This window comes from Streptomyces sp. ASQP_92, assembly GCF_025399895.1.
GTDB lineage: Bacteria > Actinomycetota > Actinomycetes > Streptomycetales > Streptomycetaceae > Streptomyces.
The window spans coordinates 31075-51306 of sequence record NZ_JAODUA010000020.1 but is presented as its reverse complement, the minus strand read 5'-3'; the positions used below and the strand labels follow the sequence as shown (position 1 = coordinate 51306).

The following is a 20232-nucleotide window of genomic DNA, read 5'->3' as shown; positions in this document are numbered from 1 at the left end:
AAGGGGATGCGTCGCGGGTCGGTCGGCGGATCACGGATCCCGCCCTGCACACGGCCGGATCTGGCTATGCTCGGATTCCGGAGGAGTCAGGCAGCGGCTCTCCCGCTCATCGCACAGTGACGATCAGTGGAGAGACGCCCATGCCCGCGCAACCGTCCACAGTCGGCCCGCCCGGCCCCCCGCCCCCTACCGAACGCGCGCTCCTGCTCGTCGACGACCACGAGGACAACCTCTTCGCGCTGGAGCACGTACTGGCTCCGCTCGGTCGGAGGCTGTTGAGGGCCACCAGCGGCGAACAGGCCCTCAAGGCCGTGCTGCGCCACCCGGTCGCCGCCGTGGTGATGGACGTCGCGATGCCCGGCATCGACGGCCTCGACACCCTGTCCTACCTCTCGCGCCTGGACCTGACGCGCGAGGTGCCGGTGCTCCTCATCACCGGCACCGGCCGCGACGACCGCCTCGCCGAGCGCGCCTTCCGCATGGGCGCCGCGGGGCTGCTCATCAAGCCCGTCGACCCCTGGGCGCTGCGCTGCCATGTGCGCGGGCTCGCGGATCTGTGCGCCGGTACGCGGCCCGCGGCCGCCGCGCTCCCCGCACCCGCCCACAACGGGCCCAGGGTGTAGGAATCGTGACCGGGGGCAGCAGACACCGTATCCAGACCGTGCCCGACCGGAGGTTCCCCCATGCTGCTGGCCCACCCCGCCGTGCTTCGCGAGCTCCTCGACGAATACGCCGCGCTCAGCACGCTGGAGGCGAGCGAAGGAAACGAGGCGACCCGCCGGCGCCTGGGCGACGTGGCGTACACCCTGTGCGTGTCCACCGGCACCCGGGACATCGACGCCGCCGTGATCGCCGCCCGGCACGGGCTGCCCGGGGCACGCACCTTCGACGACTCCGTGCTGGAGACCGTCGCCGGTTGAGAGCACTCCCCTCCCGCCGGAACGACACGAGTGGCGTGCAGGACGCGGGTTTCGACACATCAGTTGGGCACAGCACAGCCGGCCCGCGCCGGCCATCATTCGGAGGGACCCCGCATGACGGACAGCCCCGCCCCTGACACCCGGGACGTGGCCGTGCTACGGGAGGAACTCGCGCGCCTGCGCGAGGAGGCTCACCATCTGCGGGCACAGGTCCGCACCCGGCCCCTGATCTCGCACGCCCAGGGGATCCTCACGGAGCGCTACCGGCTGCCCGACGCCGAGAGCGCCTTCGCCCTGCTGCGGCTCGCCTCGCAGCACCACAATGTGAAACTCCGGGTGCTCGCGGAGGCCGTGACCCGGGCACCCAGACCCGAGGGCCGGACAGGCCCATGGCTTCCGCGGCCCGCGCACGAGCCCCCGCCGCTCGAATCCATCGGGGTGGACACCCCCGACGAGGTCGACCGGGGCAGGGTGCTGCGCGAAGTGCTCTCCCAGACCCTGGCCGTCACCGGCGCGGGCATGGGCAACGTACAGATCGCCGACCCGGCCGTCGCCGAGCTGCGCATCGTGCAGCACACCGGCCTGGACGCGCAGTTCATCAAGCATTTCGCCGTCGTGGGCGCCGGAACCACCTCCTGCGCCCAGGCGGCCGAGGGCGGAGAGCTGACCACCGTCCACGACGTGGCCACCCACCCCGTCTTCAGCGAGCGGGACCGGCGCGCCATCCTTCTGGCGGGCAGCCGCGCCTGTCACAGCGTTCCGCTCCTGGACGAGGACGGCATGTGCCGCGGTGTCGTCTCCGCCCACCTCGAACACCCCACCAAGGACCTGCACCCCGCCCAGGTCGCCGCGCTCGGCGCCGTCGGCCACGAGGTGGGCCGATGGCTCGGCTGGCAGGAGCGCGGCCTGATCCGCGAGGCCCTGGAACACCTCCACGTCCTGGGCCGCCAGGGTTCGGGGAACGCATAGGGCAGCCCACGGCCGACGGGGTGGGACGCGGCCGGGCCGCCGGCTCCCACCCCGCGCCATCGCGTCACACCTGGCCGCGCCAGGCACCCGTCTCCGTGCCCCGGCTCTCGATGAACGTCTTGAACCGCTTCAGGTCCTGGGTGACCTGGTGCTTGACCAGACCCAGCTTCTCGCCCGCGTTCTCGACCACTCCGTGGGGCTCGTGCTCGAGCTGCAACATCACCTTGGTGTGGCCGTCGTCCAGGCGGTGGAAGGTCACCACCCCCGCCTGTCGCACATCGCCACCCACCGAGGTCCACGCCACCCGCTCGTCCGGGATCTGCTCGACGATCTCGGCGTCGAACTCCCGGGACACACCGTCGACCTTGGTCACCCAGTGGGTCAGGGTCGGGGTCCGCTGCTCGATGCGTTCCACACCGCCCATGAACTGCGGGAACTCCTCGAACTGCGTCCACTGGTTGTACGCGACGCCGACGGGGACGGCGACCTCAACGGATTCCTCTACCTTCGACATGGTTGCGCTTCCTTTCGACGTGTTCGGCTGCGGTGCCGACCCGCGTACCCGAGTCACGCACCCGTACACACCCAACGGCTCCGCCCGACTCGCCTCCGGCCGGGGAGTGGCTTGTTGTACGCGGCCGGGATGGCCCGGCCGCATGCGGGTACTCGCGCGACGCAGGGCAGAGTAACCAGGAGGCGACCCACCATGACCACCCCACCGCCCCGGCACGGCACGGACGGCCCGTCCGAGCCGGTCAATGAACTCGTCCAGCGCGCCTCGCATCAGCTCACCGAGCTGGTACGGGCCGAAATGCGGCTGGCCCAGGCCGAGTTGAAGGAGAAGGGCAAGCGGTACGGCAAGGGCGGCGGCCTGTTCGGCGGAGCCGGACTGACCGGCTTCCTCACCTTGCAGGCGCTGGTCATCACGGCCATCTGCGCCCTCGCCGTCCCCCTCCCGGCGTGGAGCGCGGCGCTGATCGTGACCGCCCTGCTGGGGCTGATCACCGCGCTCCTCGCCCTCAGCGGCAAGAAGGAGGTCAGCCGAGGCGGCCGGCCCACGCCTCAGCAGACCGTCGAAAGCGTCAAGACCGATGTGGCGGAGATCAAGGAGAGTGCACGGCGATGACCCAGTCCCCACACGAGGACCCCAAGTCCCCCACCCGCGAGGAGCTCGGGCACGAGGTCGACGAGGCCCGCCATGAACTCGGCAAGACCGTCGAGGCGTTGGCCGCCAAGGCCGACGTCAAGGCACGGGCCCACGAACGGGCGACGGAACTCAAGGAACAGGTCGGTACCCGGGTCGCCGTCCTGTCCGACGAGGTCAAAGCCGCGGCGCAGGTAGTCCAGGAAAAACTCCCCGCACCCGTCAAGGAGCGGGCCGCGGCCGCCGGTGAGCAGTTGTCCGCCTCGGCCGGACGGCTCTGGCGGGACAAGGCGCCCGACCCGGTGCGCGACAGGGTCGCCCGAGGCGCCCGCTCGGCCCGGGAACACTCGACGGTGCTGTTCGCCGTGGCGGGCGCGACCGGCGCCTGGCTGCTGCTGCGCCGCCGCGACCGGAGGCGCCGATGAACGCGGTCAAGATCGCCTACAAGCCGGTCGGTTTCACACTCGGCATCCTGAGTGGCGTCCTCGCCCAGCAGCTCTTCAAACGGGCCTGGAGCCTGATCGACGACGACGGGGACTCACCCGACGCCACCGACGAGGATCGCACCTGGCGGACGGTGCTGCTCGCCGCCGCCCTCGAAGGCGCGATCCTGGCCGGTGTCAGGGCCGCCGTCGACCGCGCCGGAGCCACCGCGACCCGCCGCGTGACCGGCACCTGGCCGGGCTGACCTCAAGGGGAGCCGGCAGGTGCGCAGTTGATCGGCCGGACACCCGGGGCAGCCGGGTGACCGGCACATCGCAAGCCCGGTCCCGCCCTGTGGCCTGGCACTCCTGAGGGAGTGCCAGGCCATTCCATCGCCATTTCATCGAGCGTCTCTATCGTCGGTCGCCGACGAGCGGGGAGGCTCACATGACGTCCTTGAGATCAGTGCTCGGCAGATGGGTCCTGCTGTTGCTGGCGGGCGTGGTCGCCCTGGGTGTGACCACGCCCGCCGGCGCGAAGGCGGCGGACTCCTCCGACCGCGGCGGCCCCATCACCCGGAGCGAGGTGATCTGGCGCGCCCAGTACTGGGTGGACCAGGCGCCCTCGTACAACCAGCACGGAACCGCGCCGGGTCCTGGCGGCGACTACGACTACCGCACCGACTGCTCCGGGTATGTCTCCATGGCCTGGCACCTCGACGCGGCGCCGAACACGCAAGGCCTGCCCGGCTATTCGCGCCCGATCGGACGCGACGAGCTGCGTCCGGGGGACGTCCTCAACTCCTTCAGGGACCACGTCCTGATCTTCCACGAGTGGCTGGACGACCAGGGCGGGTTCTCGTACTACAGCTTCGGTGGGGGCAGCAGCGGAGTCGAGCCGCCCGGGCACTTCCGCGCGAACATCAACAACGCCTCGCTCGACGGTCACCCCAACGGCGACTACCAGGCGCTGCGTTACCTCAACATCACCGAGGAATCAGCCGCACGGCCGCACCCCTACGCTTCGGGTCGGGTGGTGTCGGGGCGTTCCGCGGATGGTCGGTTGGAGAGTTTCGCGGCGGGTGCTGAGGGTGTGTATCACTCGTGGCAGACCGAGGTGAATGGTGGGTGGTCGGCGTGGCGGTTCGAGGGTGGGCCGCGTAACGCGCAGTTGGCTGTGGCGTCGAATGCCGATGGCCGGCTGGAGTTGTTCGCGTTGTCGGACAGCACGTTGGATCACATGTGGCAGACGGGTCCGAGTGCGGGTTGGTCGGGCTGGGCGAACTTCGGGACGGGTGGTTATCGGCTGGCCGCGGGTAACAACGCGGATGGTCGTATCGAGGTGTTCGCGTCCAACTCCACTGGTGTGTATCACCGTTGGCAGACCGCGCCCAGTGGCGGCTGGGACGAGTGGAAGGGCATCGCAGGCGCTCCCACCACCGCACGCCTCGCGATGGAGACGTCGGCGGATGGACGGCTGGAAGTGTTCGCCCTTTCGGACAGTGTCTTCGGGCACCTGTGGCAGACCGAGGTCAACGGCGGCTGGTCGACGTGGGACAAGTTCGGAGACGGAGGTCATGACCTGACGGTCAACCACAACACCGACGGCCGCCTGGAGGTCTTCGCCTCCAACTCCTCCGGCGTCTTCCACCGCTGGCAGACCGGCTTCGCCACCTGGTCCGAATGGGTCGGGACGGATGGCCCCGCCAACGCGCAGCTGGCCTCGGACCGCACGCTCGACGGCCGGGTCGAGGTGTTCGCGATCAACGGCAGCACCGCGGCGCACATCTGGCAGACCGACCCGAACGCCCCCTACTCGGCCTGGGCGAACTTCGGCGAGGGCGGTACCGGGATCAGCACGGGCCGCAACGTCGACGGACGCATCGAGGTCTTCGCGACCAACAAGACCGGCGTCTTCCACAAGTGGCAGACCGGATTCGCCAGTTGGTCGCAATGGGGCTGGGTGGGTGATTCCGCGGGCCCCGGCATCGGATGAACTCCGCACACTTCCCCTCCACATCAGAAAGTCTCATCATGGCCAGAAGAGGTTTACGTCGCATGCTCAGCAGACTGGCCCTGGCGGTCGGCATCTGGGTGTCGATCATCGGGCTGACCGCCTCCGTCGCCGGCGCCACACCGCCGCCCGTGCCGCCCCCGGGCAGTGACCGGTCCGGTGTCTCGCACTACTTCGGCGGCCCGCAAGGGTTCGCGATCCCCACCGTGCCCTGTGACCCGGCCGGGCCCTCGGCCACCGACGGCATCATGGCCGACCAGCTCGACCCGCAGTTGCACGCGAAGATGGCCGGCTATCTCGACGCCTACAAGATGTCCTGCGCGCGCATGGTGGTGCAGGCGGTGAAGGACCGGGGACTCAACCAGAGGGCCGCCGCCATAGCCATCGCCACGATCATCGTCGAGAGCAGCATGAACAACTACGCCCAGGCCGTCGACTACACCAGCCTCGGGCTCTTCCAGCAGCAGGACTGGTGGGGCACCCGGGAGGAGCGCCTCAACCCGGCCCACGCCACCAACACCTTCCTCGACCACATGGAACAGCAGTACCCGAACGGCTCCTGGAACAACGTGGAGATCGGTGAGGTGTGCTGGCACATCCAGCAGCCGAGGGAGGACCTGCGCGGCCTGTACGCACTTCAGGCGGACGACGCGACGATCATCGCCAACGCGCTGTGGTCCGGCATGAGCAACAAGACCAAGCACCCGTATGCCTCGGGTCGGGTGGTGTCGGGGCGTTCCGCGGATGGTCGGTTGGAGAGTTTCGCGGCGGGTGCTGAGGGTGTGTATCACTCGTGGCAGACCGAGGTGAATGGTGGGTGGTCGGCGTGGCGGTTCGAGGGTGGGCCGCGTAACGCGCAGTTGGCTGTGGCGTCGAATGCCGATGGCCGGCTGGAGTTGTTCGCGTTGTCGGACAGCACGTTGGATCACATGTGGCAGACGGGTCCGAGTGCGGGTTGGTCGGGCTGGGCGAACTTCGGGACGGGTGGTTATCGGCTGGCCGCGGGTAACAACGCGGATGGTCGTATCGAGGTGTTCGCGTCCAACTCCACTGGTGTGTATCACCGTTGGCAGACCGCGCCCAGTGGCGGGTGGGACGAGTGGAAGGGCATCGCAGGCGCTCCCACCACCGCACGCCTCGCGATGGAGAACGCTCCCGACGGGCGCCTCGAGGTCTTCGCGCTGTCCGACAGCACCTTCGGGCACCTGTGGCAGACCGAGGTCAACGGCGGCTGGTCGGCCTGGGACAAGTTCGGTGACGGCGGGCACGACGTCGCCGTCAGCTACAACCAGGACGGCCGCCTGGAGGTGTTCGCCTCCAACTCCACCGGCGTGTACCACCGTTGGCAGACCGGCCCCACCGCCTGGTCGGAGTGGACGGGCACCGGCGGGATGGTCAACGCCGAACTGACGACCTCACGCTCGGTCGACGGCCGGGTCGAGGTGTTCGCCATCAACGCCGACGGCGCCGGCCACGCCTGGCAGACCAGCCCGAACGCGCCGTACTCGGCGTGGGAGAACTTCGGCGGCGGCGGCACCGAGATCGGCGCGAGCAACAACGCCGACGGCCGTATCGAACTGTTCGGCACCAGTCACGCCGGGGTCTATCACCGGTGGCAGACCGGGTTCTCCACATGGTCCGAGTGGGTCTATCTCAACGACTCCGGGCCTGCCGTCAACTAGCCCTCGCGACAAGGGACTTCCGCGGACACGGGCGATCGGCGCCCCCGGTACGGGGCGCGCCGATCCACCGAGGCCGCGGAAGTCCCCTGCCCGGTCTCCCGAGCGGAAACGGATGCATCGTGCGTAGTTCCAGAGCGTTGTGGGTCGTGCTCACCCTCCTGTTCCTGTTGGTCGCGGCCCCGCCGGGCGCGACGACGCGGGCGCTCGCCGTGGCGTGGGCGGGGGCGGGGGAGGCGAGACCCGCGCAGTCGGGAACTGGGCAGCCGGGGGCCGGGCAGGTGGGGGCCACTCCGTTCGTTCAGGTCTACGACCCGAGCGTCGGCGAGGCCGGGCCGTGGTACCTCAACGACCACACCTTCGTACAGGACGACGCGGGCCTGTGGCACCTGTTCGGCATCACCCACCCCGAGCCCTCGAACGACCAGGACGAGACCACCTTCGCGCACGCCACCACACCGAGCCCGCACGGGCCGTGGACGAAGCGGGCGCCGGCCCTGTCCGCCGACCCCGCGTACGGGGAGACACACCTGTGGGCGCCGCATGTGATCAAGGACGGGTCCACGTACTACATGTTCTACGCGGGGGGTGGACCCGACGCCGCCAACTCGGCCATCAGCGTGGCCACTTCGACCGATCTGTACACCTGGGCCCGGCATCCGGGCGGCCCGTTGTTCCGTGACGGCTACGAGGCGCGCGACCCCATGGTGGCGCGCATCGGAACCCAGTGGGTCATGTACTACACCGCCACCTCGGAACCGGGCGGCGGCAACCACGTCGTGGCGTACCGCACCAGCACCGACCTGGTGCACTGGAGTGCGCGGTCGGTCGCGTTCACCGACCCGTCGAGCGGCCGTGGCGCGGGCAACACCGAGTCCCCGTTCGTGGTGTTCGCGGACGGGACGTGGCATCTGTTCCTCGGGCCGCGCGGCGGGTACGACGGCACGGACGTGTTCTGCGCCTCCGACCCGTTCCACTTCTCCGCCGACCAGCTCTGCGGGCACATATTCAGCCACGCCGCCGAGGTGATCCAGGCTGAGGGCCGGTGGTGGATCAGCCAGGCGGGCTGGGGCCGGCGCGGGGTGTGGCTGGCCGGGCTCGACTTCTCGGGGGGCAGTCGGCAGTACGCGGTCGAAGCGGCTTCGGACCCCGGGGACCGGGTGGTGATCGTGTCCGGCGCCGACGGGCGACAGGAGGCGTTCGTCGGAGGGCCGGACCAGGTATGGGGGCGCTATCAGACCGTCGGCAACGGGTCCTGGTCCGACTGGTATCCGTTCGGGGGGCCGAAATCGGCGGTGCTGTCCGCGGCGCGTGACCTCGACGGGCGGCTCGAACTGTTCGCCGCCGGGGAGGGCCGGCTCGATCGCCGGGCGCAGTCGGCGCCCAATGTGTGGCAGGGCTGGGAGAACTTCGGTACCGCCGCACACGATCTGACCGTGACACAGAACGCCGACGGCCGCTGGGAACTCTTCGCCAGCGGACCCCAGGGCATCTACCACCGCTGGCAGACCACGCCCGGCGGCGCGTGGGCGGGCTGGGCGCCGTTCGGAGGCCCGGCGGACTCGGTGATCGCCACCGGCCGTGACGCGAGTGGCCGGATCGAGGTGATCGCGGCCGCGCACGACACGGTGTACCGACGCCTTCAGGAGACGCCGAGCGGTGGCTGGCCCCCGGCCTTCGAGGAGTTCGGCACCGTGGGCGGCGTCCAGCACCTGTCTCTCAACAGGCGCCCCGACGGCTCGCTCGACCTGGTGGCCGCCGGGTCGACCGGACTCTCACGCCGGGTCCAGTCCGGGCCCTCGGGCGACTGGTCGGGGTGGGACGCGTTCGGTGGGCCGCCGAACGCGCGGGTCCACCTGGGTCGCAACGCCGACGGCAGGATGGAGGTCTTCGCCTCCCGGGGCACCGGCACGGCCCACCGCTGGGAGAACGGATCCGGCTGGTCGGCATGGGAGGGCTTCGGGCCGGGCGCGTCCGGCATCGGATTCGGCACCAATGCCGACGGCCGTACGGAGATCGTCGCCGGAACCCCCTACGGCCCGCTGAGCGGCCGCTACCAGCTGGCTCCGAGCGGCAACTGGTCCCCCTGGGCGCCGATCGGCGGGCCGCCGTTGACGTGAGAGGGAGGGCGACGCCGTCGCGGGGAGCGGGGCCGAAGCCGTGCCCGGATTTCAGGCCGCCCCATAGTGGTGGGCGGGGGCGCCCTGCCATTCGATCTCCGGGGAGTCCCCGTCGACCATGGCTTCGGCATCGGTCTCGTCGATTCCCGACTGGCGGAGGAACTCGACGACGTCCCTGTCGGAGTACGCCACGCCGATGTCCTGGCCGAGGGCGGTGACGTGCCGGCCTCCGCGCCCGAGGGGCCGGTGCACGACGATGGGCGGCTCGATCATGCTTCCACCCTGGCCCGGCCACCGGCCCTCCGCACGCCGGGACCGCTCAGCTACCGCTCGGCGGATCGTGCTTGCCGCGGCTGTAACCGGCCCACAACGGCCCGCCGGCCCGGTGCAGGATCTCGTCCACCACCGAGGTGAAGTCGGTTGCTGCGTCGGCCTGGTCGGCGACCGCGGCGGCGGCGGAGTGGGTGAGTCTTCGGTGCAGGTCGGGGTCGGCCGCGCCGAGGCGCCGGGAGAGCCACTTGCCGCTCCCCAGCCAGTGGCCGCCCGTGAGCAGGGCGAGCTCCGACGCGCGCTGGAGCAGCGTGGCCACCAGGTAGGTGCGCTCCAGCGGGTCGGCGCAGCCCCGCAGATCGTCCAGGGTGTCCGTGAGCGCGTACCGGCGGTCCTCCAACTCGGCGGGGGCCACGGGTGGAGGGCCGGCCGCGAGCCGCCGCCTGGATTCGGCCTGGAGCGCGGCGCCGAGCCCGTCCCTGTCGGTCAGCAACAGGCCTTCCGCGCACATGGCGAGGAGCGGTGAATGACGCTCGGCCGTCTCCCGCTCGGCGAACGACCGCCAGACGGCCTCGGTCTGGACGAACAGCTCCACCGGCCAGCCGCCGTATATGAGGCTCTCCCGGAACGGGGCGGGCGGTCCGTGCAGCAGCACCACGATGTCCAGGTCCGAGGTGGGCGTACGCCGCCGGGTCATGACGCTGCCGGCCAGGAAGGCGGCCCTGGCCTTCGGGAAGCGGGCGCGCACCAGTTCCTCGGCGGTCTTCACATGTTCCATGGGCACAGTGTGCCGCCCGAGGCGGGCCGGGTGTTCCCCGAGCGCCCCGCCCTAGCGCTCCGCCTTCACCCAGGGCCTGACGCCGAGCTTCCCGGTGGTGCCGAGGTCGAGGTGCGGGGTGACCGTCACCGGGGCGGCCCCCGTCTTGGCCCGCACCCGTACATGGGGCACGTCGACCGGCGTACCGGCCTCGGTGGTGTTGCGCCACACCAGGCTCGCCCGGGCCGACTCGCCGGGCTTGAGCAGCACGCGCCGGGGCTGCTCGTCGGGTCCGGCGCCGGTGGTGATCCCGCCGCTGCCGTGGAGGATCCTGATGCCGCCGACGGGGTCGAGGTCGTCGTCCAGGAGCTCCAGCTCGGGGTAGCCGTCGACGGTGTAGTCGCGCGCACCGCAGTTGTCGAGGTGCAGGCCCACGATGCGCAGCCCCATCGCCGCGTCGCCCCTGTCCGCGCTGACCCGGATGCCGGAGGCGGGGCAGGTGCCGGGCTGGGCCGGCGCCTCGCCCGCGGGGACCTTGGTCACGTCGAGCACCTTGACCCGCGTGATGCGCGGGGTGGAGGGCGGCAGCTGCCCGGCCCGAACCGTTCCTCGCACCGTCCTGCCCGGCCCGACGTCACGCACGGTCGCGCTCTGGCCGGACATGGCGCCGCCGTCACTGCTCATGAACGTGAAGTTGATGGAGTAGGTCAGGGTCTTGGTGCCGTGGTTGGTGACGTCGAAGGTCGCGGAGATCCCCGAGTCCCCGTCGCGGGGGAGGGCGTCGGCGGAGACGGAGGTGCGGCGCGTGGGGGAGGGGGAGGCCGCCGGCAGCGTGAGCGAGGTGATCCGTACGCCGTCCTTGCCCGGGTCGTCCACTCGTGTGGTCGACGCTCCTCCTGCCGGGCCGGCGCCGGCGTTCGCGGAGCTCGCGCGTTCGCTCCCGCAGGCCGTGAGGAGCAGGGTGGCCGCGGCCATGACCGTCAGGAGTGCACCAGGACTTCGCATGGGGCCACCCCATCAGGGCGCGGCGGGAGCGCGTGTGGTGGAGGCCATAATTCCGGTCACGGGAGGGTCACAAGTGGCGCGCGCCCAGGGGAGGGCCCCACAGGGAAGGGGCCCGGATCCAGGTCTGGATCCGGGCCCCTTGCGTCAGCGGTTGCTGGGACGGTCAGGCCTTGTCCGCGGCCCGCTGCCCGGGCTTGCGCAGCAGTACCGTCGCCGCCAGGACGGCGGCCACCACCGCACACAACACCGCGAGCGTGGTCGCGCCCGTGAACGTACTGCCCAGGCTGTCCCTCAGCAGGTGTACGGAGTTGAGCCCCGCACCCACGGAATGGGCTGCCGCCGTGGCGACGGCCGCGGCCGCGCCGAGCCCCCAGGCCCAGACGGTGTCGTACAGCGCCAGCAGACACGCCAGGGTCAGGCAGACGGCCGCGATGACCACGGACGCCTGGGACGCCGTGCTGCCGGAGCGCACGGCCATGATGTCGGTCGGCAGGTGGATCACGCCGACCAGCAGCAGCGCGGCGGCCGCCGGCCAGCGCAGTACCGACCGCAGAGCCGGCGTTCTCGACGCGGCCGGTGCCGGGGCGTCGTCCGCCACCGGGGCCTGCCCGCGACGGGCCGGCGCGGACATCGGAGGCGGCGGTGCTGCCGGAGTCGCCGGGGCCATGCCCGGGCGGGGCGGCGCCTGGGACGCGTCCGGCGCCGGGGGCGCCGGTGCCGCTTCGGGGGCCGGCGGCGCGGCGGCCGCCGGCCCGAAGCGGGCCAGGGACACCGCCTGGGGCGGCCGGGGTTCGACTCGTGGCACGTCCGCCTCGGGGCGGAGACTGGCGATGAGCGCCGCCACCTCCTCGACGGGCCGCTCCGTGGCGGCCGCGCGCAGAGCCATGTCTGCTTCCTCGTCCGTGTGCGGAGGCTTCTTGAGGAGTGAGATCAGCTCGCGGACTTCGTCCAGCGGACGGGACACGGCGGCCATGTGCAACGCCTCGTCGCCCGGTCGCGGTTGTTCACCGGTCTGGTTGAGGAGGTGCGCCAGGGAGGCGACCTCGTCCAGGGGCCGGGACATGGCCGCTATGCGGAGCACGTCGAGGTGTGACTCGTCGCTCGGATGGTTCGGATGCGGTTCGTCCGGTATGGGGCTGAGATCAGATGCCATGAAACGGTTCCTTTGCCGAGGCTCCGGGATGGACCACTGCGGCAGTCCGTGTGTGCTGTCTGATGCACACATCTGGTCTCATACCAGCGGACATGGGGCACCCTCGCCATTCCTACGGCAGGGCCTGCGGGTACCGCGCGACACGCCTTCGGAGGCCGGGCGGCGGTCCCGTTCGCGCCGCGTGCGCCCCGTCTCCGCCCTGGGCCGACAAGGGATGCGCGGCACTCCGCGTGGTTCGCCGCGCGGTCTTCGCGCCGGGTGCGGAGGGTCGTCGGCGGCCGTGGCCGATGCTCGGCCGAACGAGTGGCGCGCAACGCGGGCGTGGCGCCGCCGGCGGCCCGTAACCTGGTGCGGTCGGCGAGTTGATGAGCGCGGTCGCCTCGGGTGGTCGCCTGGCGAGGACCGGATCCACATCACGGAGGTGCGCCCATGACGCGAGGTTCCGGAGCGGGGCGGCCCGCGGACCCCACGATGCCGCCCGCGGTGCGGGAGACCTACGGCCCGGTCGACCTCGGTTCCCTCGCCCTGTTCGGCGGTGGCTTCATCAACTTCGGCCACTGGCAGGGCATCGATCTGGAGGGGCCGCTGAGCGAGGGCGACCGGGTCCGGAGCCAGCAGGCGATGTACCACCAGGTGCTCGCCACCCTGGCCCCCACCGCGGGGCTCCGGGCCCTGGAAGTCGGCTGCGGGCTGGGGGCCGGCGCCGCGGTGGCGGTGGAGGAGTACGGCTTCGCGCACATCACCGGCATGGACATCCACCCCGAGCAGCTCGCACGGGCCGAGCGGCGCCATCGCGGCCTGCTGGCCCGAAGCCCCGAACGGCTGCGGTTCGCGCGGGGCGCCGCCGAGTCCATGCCGTTCGGTGACGGCGCGTTCGACTGCCTCTACAGCGTCGAAGCCGCCCAGCACTTCCAGGACCTCGGTGCTTTCGCGAGGGAGGCCGCGCGCGTGCTGCGGCCCGGCGGGCGCGCCGTCGTCGCGAGTTTCTTCGTCCCCGACGCCGACGCCTCCCGGGCCGGCCGGCTGGCCGGGCTGCTCGACACCTTCGCCACCGGCCTCGACGTGGCCCACTCCGTGCCGGCGCTGGTCGCCGCGCTGGAAGCGGCCGGTCTGAGCGACGTACGCGCCACGTCGATCGGCGCATCGGTGTGGCCCGGCTGGGACCGCTGGCTCGCCCCCCTGTGGGAGCCCGGCACCTGCCCCGCAACTTCCTGCGGGCCTTCGAGGAAGGCAGCCTCGACTACTACACCGTCACGGCGCGACGCCCCTCGTCATGACCGTGGGGGTGTGCGGTCCTGCTCCCGGTCGACGGCGCCGATCGACCGCGCCCGCTCGACGCGCTGCGCGAGAACGCCCTCGATGAGATCGTCCATCTCCCGCAGCGCCGACCGGCGTTGACGCTTCGTCAGGCGGTCGATGTACAGCAGTCCGTCGAGGTGGTCGCTCTCGTGCAGGAGGCAGCGCGCGAAGTACCCCGAGCCTTCGATCACCACCTCGTTTCCTTCCTTGTCCAGGCCGCGCACCACCGCCTTGTCCTCGCGATGTACGCCGACGCGTGGGCCGGGTACGGAAAGACAGCCTTCCTCGGCGTCGAGCAGGCGGCGCTCGTCCGGGGCCGCCAGGTCCACCACGGGGTTGAGGACGTGGCCGACGTGACGCACGCCGTCGTCGTCGTAGCAGTCGTAGACGAACAGGCGCAGGTCGACGTCGACCTGGTTGGCGGCCAGACCCGCGCCCTCGGCGACGTACATGGTGACGAACATGTCGTCGACCAACTGCGACAGCCACGGCGTGCCGAACTCCGTCGTGGCGGCTTTGCAGGGGCGGTGCAGGATGTCCTCGCCGACCACCGTGACCCGCAGGACCCGCCCGCGCGCCGCCTCGGGGGCCCGCACTGGATAGGCGCCCTCCACCGGCACCCCCTGTACACGGACCCAGTGGTCGGTGGCCGGCTGTGTCGCCATGATCGATGGAGCCCTTCGGTGTGCGTGGTGCTGGACGTCCGCGAGCCTACCTTCGCCAAGTCGGCCGCCTCCAGGGAGGTTTCGGCCCCGTACCGGACGAAGGGGAACGGCACACCCGGTGGGATCCGGTCAGGCGAGGGTGGTCGGGGCTTCCCGCAGGGTCACGTTGGCGTGGCTCTCCTGGAAGCTCTGGTCGGAGACGAGGGTGAGCCGGGCCGTGGACTGGAACTCCGCGAGCGTGGCGGAGCCGCAGGAGACCATGGTCGTCTTGAGCTTGGCGATCGTGAGGGCGAGGCCCTCGTTGAGGTCGCCGGCGTAGGGAACGTATCCGTCGACGCCCTCCTCGAAGATCAGCCCCTGGCCGCCCTGACCGTAGCGCTGCCAGTTGCGGGCCCGGTTCGATCCCTCGCCCCAGTACTCCTTCACGAAGCCGTCCCGGGTGGGGAGTTTGGCGCCGGCCGCCTGGTCGAAGCGGGCGAAGTAGCGTCCCATCATGACGAAGTCCGCGCCCATCGCCAGCGCCAGCGCCACGTGGTAGTCGTGCACCAGGCCGCCGTCGGAACAGATCGGCACGTACTCCCCGGTGCGCTCGCGGAACGCGTCGCGGGCCGCCGCGACATCCAGGACGGCGCTGGCCTGACCGCGCCCGATGCCCTTCTGGTCGCGCGTGATGCAGATGGAACCGCCGCCCACGCCGACCTTGACGAAGTCGGCGCCCGCCTCGGCGAGGAAGGTGAACGCGTGGCCGTCGACCACGTTGCCGCCGCCGACCGGGATCTCCGGGTAGTTCTTCTTCACCCAGGTCAGAGCCTGCGCCTGCCAGTCGCTGTAGCCGTCCGACGAGTCGAAGCACAGGGCGTCCGCACCCGCCTCCAGGAGGGCGGGGACGCGCTCCTGGTAGTCGTGGGTGTTGACGCCCGCCCCCACGCGCAGACGCTTGGCGGCGTCGACGGCCTGGTTCGGGAAACGCTTGTTGTCCGCGTAGTCGGACCGGAACACCAGATGCTGAAGACGGCCCTCGGCGTCCAGTACTGGCAGGCAGTCCAACCGCTGGTCCCACAGCCGCGCGTTGGCCTCGGAGAGCGTGATGTCGGCGGCGGCGTGCGGCAGTTCGGAGATCGCGGTCATACGGCCGCTCACCGGGCCGTCGAGGTCGTGGCGCTGGGGGTGGAAGTCACGGGAGGTCACGAGGCCGAGCAGGCGGCCGCCGGAGCTGCCGTCATCGGTGACCGCGGCGGTGCTGTGACCGGTACGCCGCATCACGGCGACCAGGTGGCTCAGGCTGTCGTCCGGGCGGACATTGGTGTCGCTGGTGACGAACCCCGCCTTGAAGTTCTTGACCTGGCGCACGGCCGCGGCCTGGTCCTCGATGGACTGGTTGTGGTGCAGGAAACTCAAGCCCCCGTTGCGCGCGAGCGCGATGGCGAGTTCCGGAGTGCTCACCGCCTGCATGATCGCGGAGGTGAACGGGGAGCCCAGCTCGATCGCCGACCGCTCGCCCTCGACGTGCCGCACCAGGGGTGTGCGCAGGTCGACCGTCGCGGACGAGCAGTCGGTGCGGGTCCGGTTCGGCAACAGCAGAAACTCGTTGAACGTCCGTGAGACCTCGGCGATGATCTGTGCCACTCGTTCCTCCTGACCCGTCGGCCGGGCCCGACTGCCCCGCCGTGCAGAACGCCCCCGTCGTCCCAGGGCTCGGGCAGGCAGGGGCCGGCACGGCGGTCGTGGGGGTGCCACGGACCACGGCGGATCCCTGACCGGCCCGTGGATCGAACGGGGTGCGGTCGTGACCCGGAACCCTATCGACTCCTCGCTCACTGTACGAATCGTCTCGGGCCGCACCCCCTGGAGAAGCCGCGGGGGCGCGGAGGGTGACGCTCCGTCAGGTGAACGGCCCCTCGGTGACGAAGCGGTGGAGCTGGCGGGCGAAGGTGGCGGCCTCGCCCGGCGGCCAGGAGGCGAGACTGGCCTCGATGTGGTCGGACAGGCGCTGCCGCAGGGTGCTCACCGTGCGCTCGCCCTCGTCGGTGAGGGCGAGCAGGGTGGCCCGCCGGTCGTGCGGGTCGGGTTCGCGACGCAGGAGCCCGGCCGCTTCGAGCTGGGAGGCGCGGCGAGTGACCCCGGAGCGGTCGAGGCCCACGTCCGGAGCGAGGTCGGCGGCGCTGCGCGGGCCGCTTCTGGCGAGCGCGCTGAGGATCGGATAGGTCAGTTCGTCCACGGCGTCGCCCAGGCCGGCGGTCAGGGTTCGGTACAACTGCGTACGGGTGCTGCGCTTGAGCAGGACGCCGAGGGCGTCGGAGATCGCGTGTCCTGTGCTGGTGTCCACACGGCCAGGTTAACGTGCGTGACGCACGCAAGCAGATGGGGTTGGCCGCCGTGTACCCGATCCGGTGGACTTCCTCACCCGTGTGAGCGACGCGCGTCGGCACATGATCGCGGGGGCCGCACGCTGTGGCACCCTCCGAAAGCACCCGTCGGTGTCTGCACCCGTACGTCCTCAAGCAGGAGTTGCCCCATGGCCTTTCGCCGCTTTCTTCCGGCCCTTCTCGGCGCCGCAGCCCTCACACTCGCCTCCCCGGTGGCGGCCTCCGCCGTGCCGACGGCCGTCATGAACCCCTGCGGCTTCTACAAGACCGGCAGCGACGCGTTCTACAACCACTGCACGGGCGATGGTTCCCACGTGGTCATCAAGGTCGAGGTGGCCAGGGAGCGCGACTACGAGTGGTGTGTGGGTCCGGGCCGAAGCTGGCTGGGCGCGGCCAAGAAGATCCAGGGCGCCCATTACACCGGGCGCACCTGCTGACGTCGACAACGGCGACCCGAGTCGGTGCCTCAACAGCCGCACTCTTCAAGGGCGTTGAGGCGCGCTCGGCCCTCTGGAACACCTCGGTCCGTCCGGGTCAGAGGCCGAGGCCGTCCGCGATGGCCCTGCCCGTGACCGGGGCCGTCAGATAGCGGCTCATGGAGTGCATCTCGACGCCGTTGTCGATCTCGTGGTCGTCGACGCCCGAGCCGAAGCGCGGGGCGAGTTCCTTGACGAGGGCCACGATGTCGCGCGCGTCCGCGACGTTCGTCCAGGCGCGTACTCCGGGCGGCCAACGGCCGTTGCCCGCCGAGGGAGTTGGCAGAAGCCGGTCGAAGACCAGGCCGCGCAGTCCCAGCGGTGAGCCGAGGGTGACGAGGGTGGGGATCTCCCACTCCGGGTGCGCGGCCCGCAACGACTCGTCGCACAGCACCTCGTAGGCCGCCACGGTGCCCAGCGAGTGCCCGACCAGGACCCGGGTGTCCGGCCCGATGGTTCGGGCGACCGCCTCCTGTACGCGCTCTCGCAGCCCGGGCTCGGTGAAGTACCGCCGTACCTGCTTCAGCCCGAAGATCAGCAGGGGCTCGGCGACGCGGGCGAAATAGGGCGCGTGCGTCAGCGCGTTGAGGGCGCGGCGCACCATGGGGCGCTTCAGCGGGAGACTGGCCATGTATCCGGCCACGCCACGGGACTTCGCGTCGGGGCCCAGCACCTCCGGGTAGACCCGTGCCGCCTCGAGCCACCATGCCAGGAGCAGCTCCGACTCGTAGTCGGACTCGACATCCGTCTCGTCGTAGGCGGGCAGTGTCGTGGCCCGCGTGCCCGGCCGTACGAACGCGTCGCCGTAGAAGGCGCAGGCGATGTCGTCGTCACCCAGGTCCGGGGCGGGCCCGTCGACGGACGCCGCCGCCACCCCGTCGCGCAGCGCGGGTGCCACCGAGGCGTGCAGCGTCCGGGCCCCCTTGAACTGCTGGGCGACCCCGTGCACCACCACGATCCGCGCCATGTGTACTCCCGGGATACGCACCGAAGTGGTCACCTTACGAAGAGGCCAGCACAACGACTATAGTCCGTCCGCCACATCCGCGTGGCGATCCGTCAGATCACTTGGCCGGTAAGGGAGTTGAGATGCGGGTAGCGGTGACCGGAGGTCTTGGCCGGATCGGTCGGGCGGTGGTGGCGGGGCTCGCCGGGCAGGGGCACGACACCGTCCAGGTGGATGTCGCGCCGATGCGCGGGCAGGGCCCGGGCTACCGGCGGGCGGATCTGCGTGAGCTCTGGCAGGCCGTGGACGCCCTGGACGGGGCGGACGCGGTGGTGCACCTCGCCGCGACGGGCGTCCCCGACTCGCACACGCTCCACCCCGAACTGGCCGAGGGCGCGACGTACGCGGCGAACGCGGCCTCCACCTACAACGTGTTCCAGGCGGCGGCGACGCATGGCATCGGCCGGGTCGTCTGGGCGTCCAGCGAGACCGTCCTCGGCCCGCCCTTCCGGATCGCGGACCCCGTGCGCCTGCCCCTGGACGAGGCACATCCCGTGCGTCCGGAGAGCTCCTACGCCCTGTCCAAGGCGATGGGCGAGGGGCTCGCCCATCATTTCGCCCACCGCTGGGGAATGTCGCCGGTCGCCCTGCGCTTCTCGGTCGTCATGGATCAGGGGGAGTACGCGGCTCTGCCGGAGTACTGGGCCGAACCGGAACGCGGCCGCTGGAACCTGTGGAGCTATGTGGACCTCGCGGATGTGGCGGTGAGTTGCCGGCTGGCCCTGACGGCTGAACTCGCCGGGGCCACCGCGCTGATGATCGCGGCTCCCGACACCCTGTCGGACAGGCCGACCGCGGAACTGCTGGACACCTATTGCAAGGGAGTGGAGGTCACCAGGGCGCTGGGCGCCTTCGAATCCCTGCAATGTTCCGCGAAGGCGGGCGAGTTGCTCGGATGGCGCCCTGCCCGCTCCTGGCGGGACGCCGTCTGAGCCCGGCCCGCATTCCCGACCGCCCGTGATCACCGTCCGCCGTTGAGGGGGCGGTTCGCATTCACGGGGAACGATCCTCGTTTTCGCTGCCACCGGAAGGGGAGGGGCTGTGGCCGTGCGGAAGGCCGGTGAAGAGCTCTTCGAAATGCGGTGAGAGACGCATGAAGTCGTACGCGGGCTCGTAGCCGAGCAGTTCGCGTGAGCCGGTGATGTCAAGGCGCTTGAACCAGTTGTCGCTGACCGCGTGGAAAATTCCGAAGCGAATTCCCTGGATACGGATGGCGCGTTCCAGAAGGCGATACAGATCCTGCTCCGCGACGAAGGTGCCGATCATCCAGTCGGAATCCGGTTCGCGCGCCGCTTCGGGTTTCTGGAAGGCGCCGATGCGTACCGCGAGGACGGTGAGCCCCTCGCGTTCGGCCATATAGCGCCCCAATGCCTCGCCGAAACATTTGGAGACCCCATAGAGATTGCCCGGGTTCACCGGCGCGTCCGATGTGATCTGGCGGCCGGGGGCATAACCGGAGACGGCGTGCACCGACGAGGCGAAGACGACCCGCGGACAGCGGGACAGCCTGCTGGCGGTGAAGGTGTGGTAGGTGCCCACGATGTTGCTGGCGAGCACGCTTTCCCACCCGGCGGCGGTGTTCGAATCCGCCGCGAGGTGCAGCACACAGTGGGCGCCGCGGCACAGATCCGTGAGCCGGGGAAGGTCCGCCAGGTCGCAGTGCTCGGTCCGCCCGTAGGGGGCGAGTCCTGAGAGATCGACTCCGGGGCGGTCCAGCAGGGTCAACTCGAAGCGGTCCGCGGCGAATTCGGCGAACCCGCTGCCGACGCGTCCCGCCGCGCCGGTGATGATCACTTTGAGACAGCCCTCCGTGAATGGCAAAGGTGTTTGAATTGTTACCGCGTCGCCCATTTCCGTCCCAGCTGTGAGTGCCGATCCTGGATCAGTGTCTTCCCGTGGCCGGCGAAATGCTACCGATTCGAACGCGGTGCGCGTAGGGTACGGGCTCAAGACGTGGGTTCCGAGGG

General features: G+C 70.9%; 21 protein-coding genes and 1 pseudogene. 12 read left to right on the top strand and 10 right to left on the bottom strand.

Going from position 1 to position 20232, the window contains the following annotated elements; genetic code table 11:
• Positions 1 to 140: 140 nt before the first annotated feature.
• The 3 genes from N4G70_RS30820 to N4G70_RS30810 all read left to right on the top strand — a co-directional run bounded on the left by N4G70_RS30820 (position 141) and on the right by N4G70_RS30810 (position 1889).
• Positions 141 to 623 (top strand): two-component system response regulator, encoded by a 483-nt coding sequence (locus N4G70_RS30820; protein ID WP_261716055.1) that lies wholly within the window; start codon positions 141 to 143, stop codon positions 621 to 623.
• A 60-nt stretch (positions 624 to 683) separates the two neighbouring features.
• Positions 684 to 920 (top strand): DUF5133 domain-containing protein, encoded by a 237-nt coding sequence (locus N4G70_RS30815; protein ID WP_261716054.1) that lies wholly within the window; start codon positions 684 to 686, stop codon positions 918 to 920.
• A 114-nt stretch (positions 921 to 1034) separates the two neighbouring features.
• Positions 1035 to 1889 (top strand): ANTAR domain-containing protein, encoded by an 855-nt coding sequence (locus N4G70_RS30810; protein WP_261716053.1) that lies wholly within the window; start codon positions 1035 to 1037, stop codon positions 1887 to 1889.
• Between the two features lie 64 nt (positions 1890 to 1953).
• On the opposite strand, the gene N4G70_RS30805 is transcribed toward N4G70_RS30810, so the two are convergent.
• Complete coding sequence (locus N4G70_RS30805) at positions 1954 to 2403, bottom strand: SRPBCC family protein (protein WP_120720088.1); 450 nt, start codon at positions 2401 to 2403, stop codon at positions 1954 to 1956.
• Between the two features lie 192 nt (positions 2404 to 2595).
• Between N4G70_RS30805 and N4G70_RS30800 the strand changes: the two genes are divergently transcribed.
• The 6 genes from N4G70_RS30800 (at position 2596) to N4G70_RS30775 (ending at position 9268) form a co-directional block, all read left to right on the top strand.
• Complete coding sequence (locus tag N4G70_RS30800; RefSeq protein WP_261716052.1) at positions 2596 to 3015, top strand: phage holin family protein; 420 nt, start codon at positions 2596 to 2598, stop codon at positions 3013 to 3015.
• Positions 3012 to 3458: a DUF3618 domain-containing protein gene (locus tag N4G70_RS30795; RefSeq protein ID WP_261716051.1), complete on the top strand. Its 447-nt coding sequence runs from the start codon at positions 3012 to 3014 to the stop codon at positions 3456 to 3458. Before N4G70_RS30800 ends, N4G70_RS30795 begins: the two co-directional genes overlap by 4 nt.
• On the top strand, positions 3455 to 3721 hold the full coding sequence (locus N4G70_RS30790; protein ID WP_261716050.1) for a DUF4235 domain-containing protein: 267 nt from the start codon (positions 3455 to 3457) through the stop codon (positions 3719 to 3721). Before N4G70_RS30795 ends, N4G70_RS30790 begins: the two co-directional genes overlap by 4 nt.
• A 182-nt stretch (positions 3722 to 3903) precedes the next feature.
• Positions 3904 to 5451: a M23 family peptidase gene (locus tag N4G70_RS30785; RefSeq protein WP_261716049.1), complete on the top strand. Its 1548-nt coding sequence runs from the start codon at positions 3904 to 3906 to the stop codon at positions 5449 to 5451.
• A 38-nt stretch (positions 5452 to 5489) separates the two neighbouring features.
• Positions 5490 to 7151 (top strand): peptidase M23, encoded by a 1662-nt coding sequence (locus N4G70_RS30780; RefSeq protein WP_261716048.1) that lies wholly within the window; start codon positions 5490 to 5492, stop codon positions 7149 to 7151.
• A 119-nt stretch (positions 7152 to 7270) separates the two neighbouring features.
• Positions 7271 to 9268, top strand: coding sequence for a glycosyl hydrolase family 32 (locus N4G70_RS30775; protein WP_261716047.1), 1998 nt, complete (start codon positions 7271 to 7273; stop codon positions 9266 to 9268).
• Positions 9269 to 9319: 51 nt separating this feature from the next.
• Here the strand turns inward: N4G70_RS30775 and N4G70_RS30770 are convergent, their stop codons facing one another.
• The 4 genes from N4G70_RS30770 to N4G70_RS30755 form a co-directional block, all read right to left on the bottom strand.
• Positions 9320 to 9541, bottom strand: a complete 222-nt coding sequence (locus tag N4G70_RS30770; protein WP_261716046.1) for a hypothetical protein — start codon at positions 9539 to 9541, stop codon at positions 9320 to 9322.
• 46 nt (positions 9542 to 9587) lie between these two features.
• Positions 9588 to 10316, bottom strand: a complete 729-nt coding sequence (locus N4G70_RS30765) for a nucleotidyltransferase domain-containing protein (RefSeq protein ID WP_261716045.1) — start codon at positions 10314 to 10316, stop codon at positions 9588 to 9590.
• Between the two features lie 51 nt (positions 10317 to 10367).
• Positions 10368 to 11300, bottom strand: coding sequence for a DUF4232 domain-containing protein (locus N4G70_RS30760; protein WP_261716044.1), 933 nt, complete (start codon positions 11298 to 11300; stop codon positions 10368 to 10370).
• A gap of 163 nt (positions 11301 to 11463) precedes the next feature.
• Positions 11464 to 12453, bottom strand: a complete 990-nt coding sequence (locus N4G70_RS30755) for a hypothetical protein (RefSeq protein ID WP_261716043.1) — start codon at positions 12451 to 12453, stop codon at positions 11464 to 11466.
• A gap of 429 nt (positions 12454 to 12882) precedes the next feature.
• Here N4G70_RS30755 and N4G70_RS30750 point away from each other — a divergent pair.
• Positions 12883 to 13515: pseudogene (locus N4G70_RS30750) on the top strand (class I SAM-dependent methyltransferase); the annotation flags it as partial.
• A gap of 209 nt (positions 13516 to 13724) precedes the next feature.
• Here the strand turns inward: N4G70_RS30750 and def are convergent.
• From def to N4G70_RS30735, 3 genes are all read right to left on the bottom strand, one after another.
• Positions 13725 to 14417, bottom strand: coding sequence for a peptide deformylase (gene def, locus N4G70_RS30745; RefSeq protein ID WP_261716042.1), 693 nt, complete (start codon positions 14415 to 14417; stop codon positions 13725 to 13727).
• A 129-nt stretch (positions 14418 to 14546) separates the two neighbouring features.
• Positions 14547 to 16043, bottom strand: a complete 1497-nt coding sequence (locus N4G70_RS30740; protein WP_261716041.1) for an IMP dehydrogenase — start codon at positions 16041 to 16043, stop codon at positions 14547 to 14549.
• Between the two features lie 256 nt (positions 16044 to 16299).
• Positions 16300 to 16743: a MarR family winged helix-turn-helix transcriptional regulator gene (locus N4G70_RS30735; RefSeq protein ID WP_261716040.1), complete on the bottom strand. Its 444-nt coding sequence runs from the start codon at positions 16741 to 16743 to the stop codon at positions 16300 to 16302.
• 189 nt (positions 16744 to 16932) lie between these two features.
• Here N4G70_RS30735 and N4G70_RS30730 point away from each other — a divergent pair, with 189 nt between their 5' ends.
• Entirely contained in the window at positions 16933 to 17220 is a 288-nt protein-coding gene (locus N4G70_RS30730) for a DUF6355 family natural product biosynthesis protein (RefSeq protein ID WP_261716039.1), read from the top strand.
• 97 nt (positions 17221 to 17317) lie between these two features.
• Here N4G70_RS30730 and N4G70_RS30725 read toward each other — a convergent pair whose 3' ends face one another.
• Positions 17318 to 18247, bottom strand: a complete 930-nt coding sequence (locus tag N4G70_RS30725; protein ID WP_315904312.1) for an antibiotic ABC transporter ATP-binding protein — start codon at positions 18245 to 18247, stop codon at positions 17318 to 17320.
• A gap of 101 nt (positions 18248 to 18348) precedes the next feature.
• Between N4G70_RS30725 and N4G70_RS30720 the strand changes: the two genes are divergently transcribed.
• Complete coding sequence (locus tag N4G70_RS30720; protein WP_261716038.1) at positions 18349 to 19197, top strand: NAD(P)-dependent oxidoreductase; 849 nt, start codon at positions 18349 to 18351, stop codon at positions 19195 to 19197.
• Positions 19198 to 19258: 61 nt separating this feature from the next.
• On the opposite strand, the gene N4G70_RS30715 is transcribed toward N4G70_RS30720, so the two are convergent.
• Positions 19259 to 20116, bottom strand: coding sequence for an NAD(P)-dependent oxidoreductase (locus N4G70_RS30715; RefSeq protein ID WP_261716037.1), 858 nt, complete (start codon positions 20114 to 20116; stop codon positions 19259 to 19261).
• Positions 20117 to 20232: the final 116 nt, after the last annotated feature.

Excerpts from the sequence above, each read along its gene's own strand:
- N4G70_RS30805 (WP_120720088.1), bottom strand. The coding sequence starts at position 2,403 with ATGTCGAAGGTAGAGGAATCCGTTGAGGTCGCCGTCCCCGTCGGCGTC.
- N4G70_RS30765 (WP_261716045.1), bottom strand. The coding sequence starts at position 10,316 with ATGGAACATGTGAAGACCGCCGAGGAACTGGTGCGCGCCCGCTTCCCG.
- N4G70_RS30730 (WP_261716039.1), top strand. The coding sequence starts at position 16,933 with ATGGCCTTTCGCCGCTTTCTTCCGGCCCTTCTCGGCGCCGCAGCCCTC.
- N4G70_RS30815 (WP_261716054.1), top strand. The coding sequence starts at position 684 with ATGCTGCTGGCCCACCCCGCCGTGCTTCGCGAGCTCCTCGACGAATAC.
- N4G70_RS30820 (WP_261716055.1), top strand. The coding sequence starts at position 141 with ATGCCCGCGCAACCGTCCACAGTCGGCCCGCCCGGCCCCCCGCCCCCT.
- N4G70_RS30785 (WP_261716049.1), top strand. The coding sequence starts at position 3,904 with ATGACGTCCTTGAGATCAGTGCTCGGCAGATGGGTCCTGCTGTTGCTG.
- N4G70_RS30755 (WP_261716043.1), bottom strand. The coding sequence starts at position 12,453 with ATGGCATCTGATCTCAGCCCCATACCGGACGAACCGCATCCGAACCAT.
- N4G70_RS30715 (WP_261716037.1), bottom strand. The coding sequence starts at position 20,116 with ATGGGCGACGCGGTAACAATTCAAACACCTTTGCCATTCACGGAGGGC.
- N4G70_RS30780 (WP_261716048.1), top strand. The coding sequence starts at position 5,490 with ATGGCCAGAAGAGGTTTACGTCGCATGCTCAGCAGACTGGCCCTGGCG.
- N4G70_RS30795 (WP_261716051.1), top strand. The coding sequence starts at position 3,012 with ATGACCCAGTCCCCACACGAGGACCCCAAGTCCCCCACCCGCGAGGAG.
- N4G70_RS30720 (WP_261716038.1), top strand. The coding sequence starts at position 18,349 with ATGCGGGTAGCGGTGACCGGAGGTCTTGGCCGGATCGGTCGGGCGGTG.
- N4G70_RS30790 (WP_261716050.1), top strand. The coding sequence starts at position 3,455 with ATGAACGCGGTCAAGATCGCCTACAAGCCGGTCGGTTTCACACTCGGC.
- def (WP_261716042.1), bottom strand. The coding sequence starts at position 14,417 with ATGGCGACACAGCCGGCCACCGACCACTGGGTCCGTGTACAGGGGGTG.
- N4G70_RS30800 (WP_261716052.1), top strand. The coding sequence starts at position 2,596 with ATGACCACCCCACCGCCCCGGCACGGCACGGACGGCCCGTCCGAGCCG.
- N4G70_RS30810 (WP_261716053.1), top strand. The coding sequence starts at position 1,035 with ATGACGGACAGCCCCGCCCCTGACACCCGGGACGTGGCCGTGCTACGG.
- N4G70_RS30760 (WP_261716044.1), bottom strand. The coding sequence starts at position 11,300 with ATGCGAAGTCCTGGTGCACTCCTGACGGTCATGGCCGCGGCCACCCTG.
- N4G70_RS30770 (WP_261716046.1), bottom strand. The coding sequence starts at position 9,541 with ATGATCGAGCCGCCCATCGTCGTGCACCGGCCCCTCGGGCGCGGAGGC.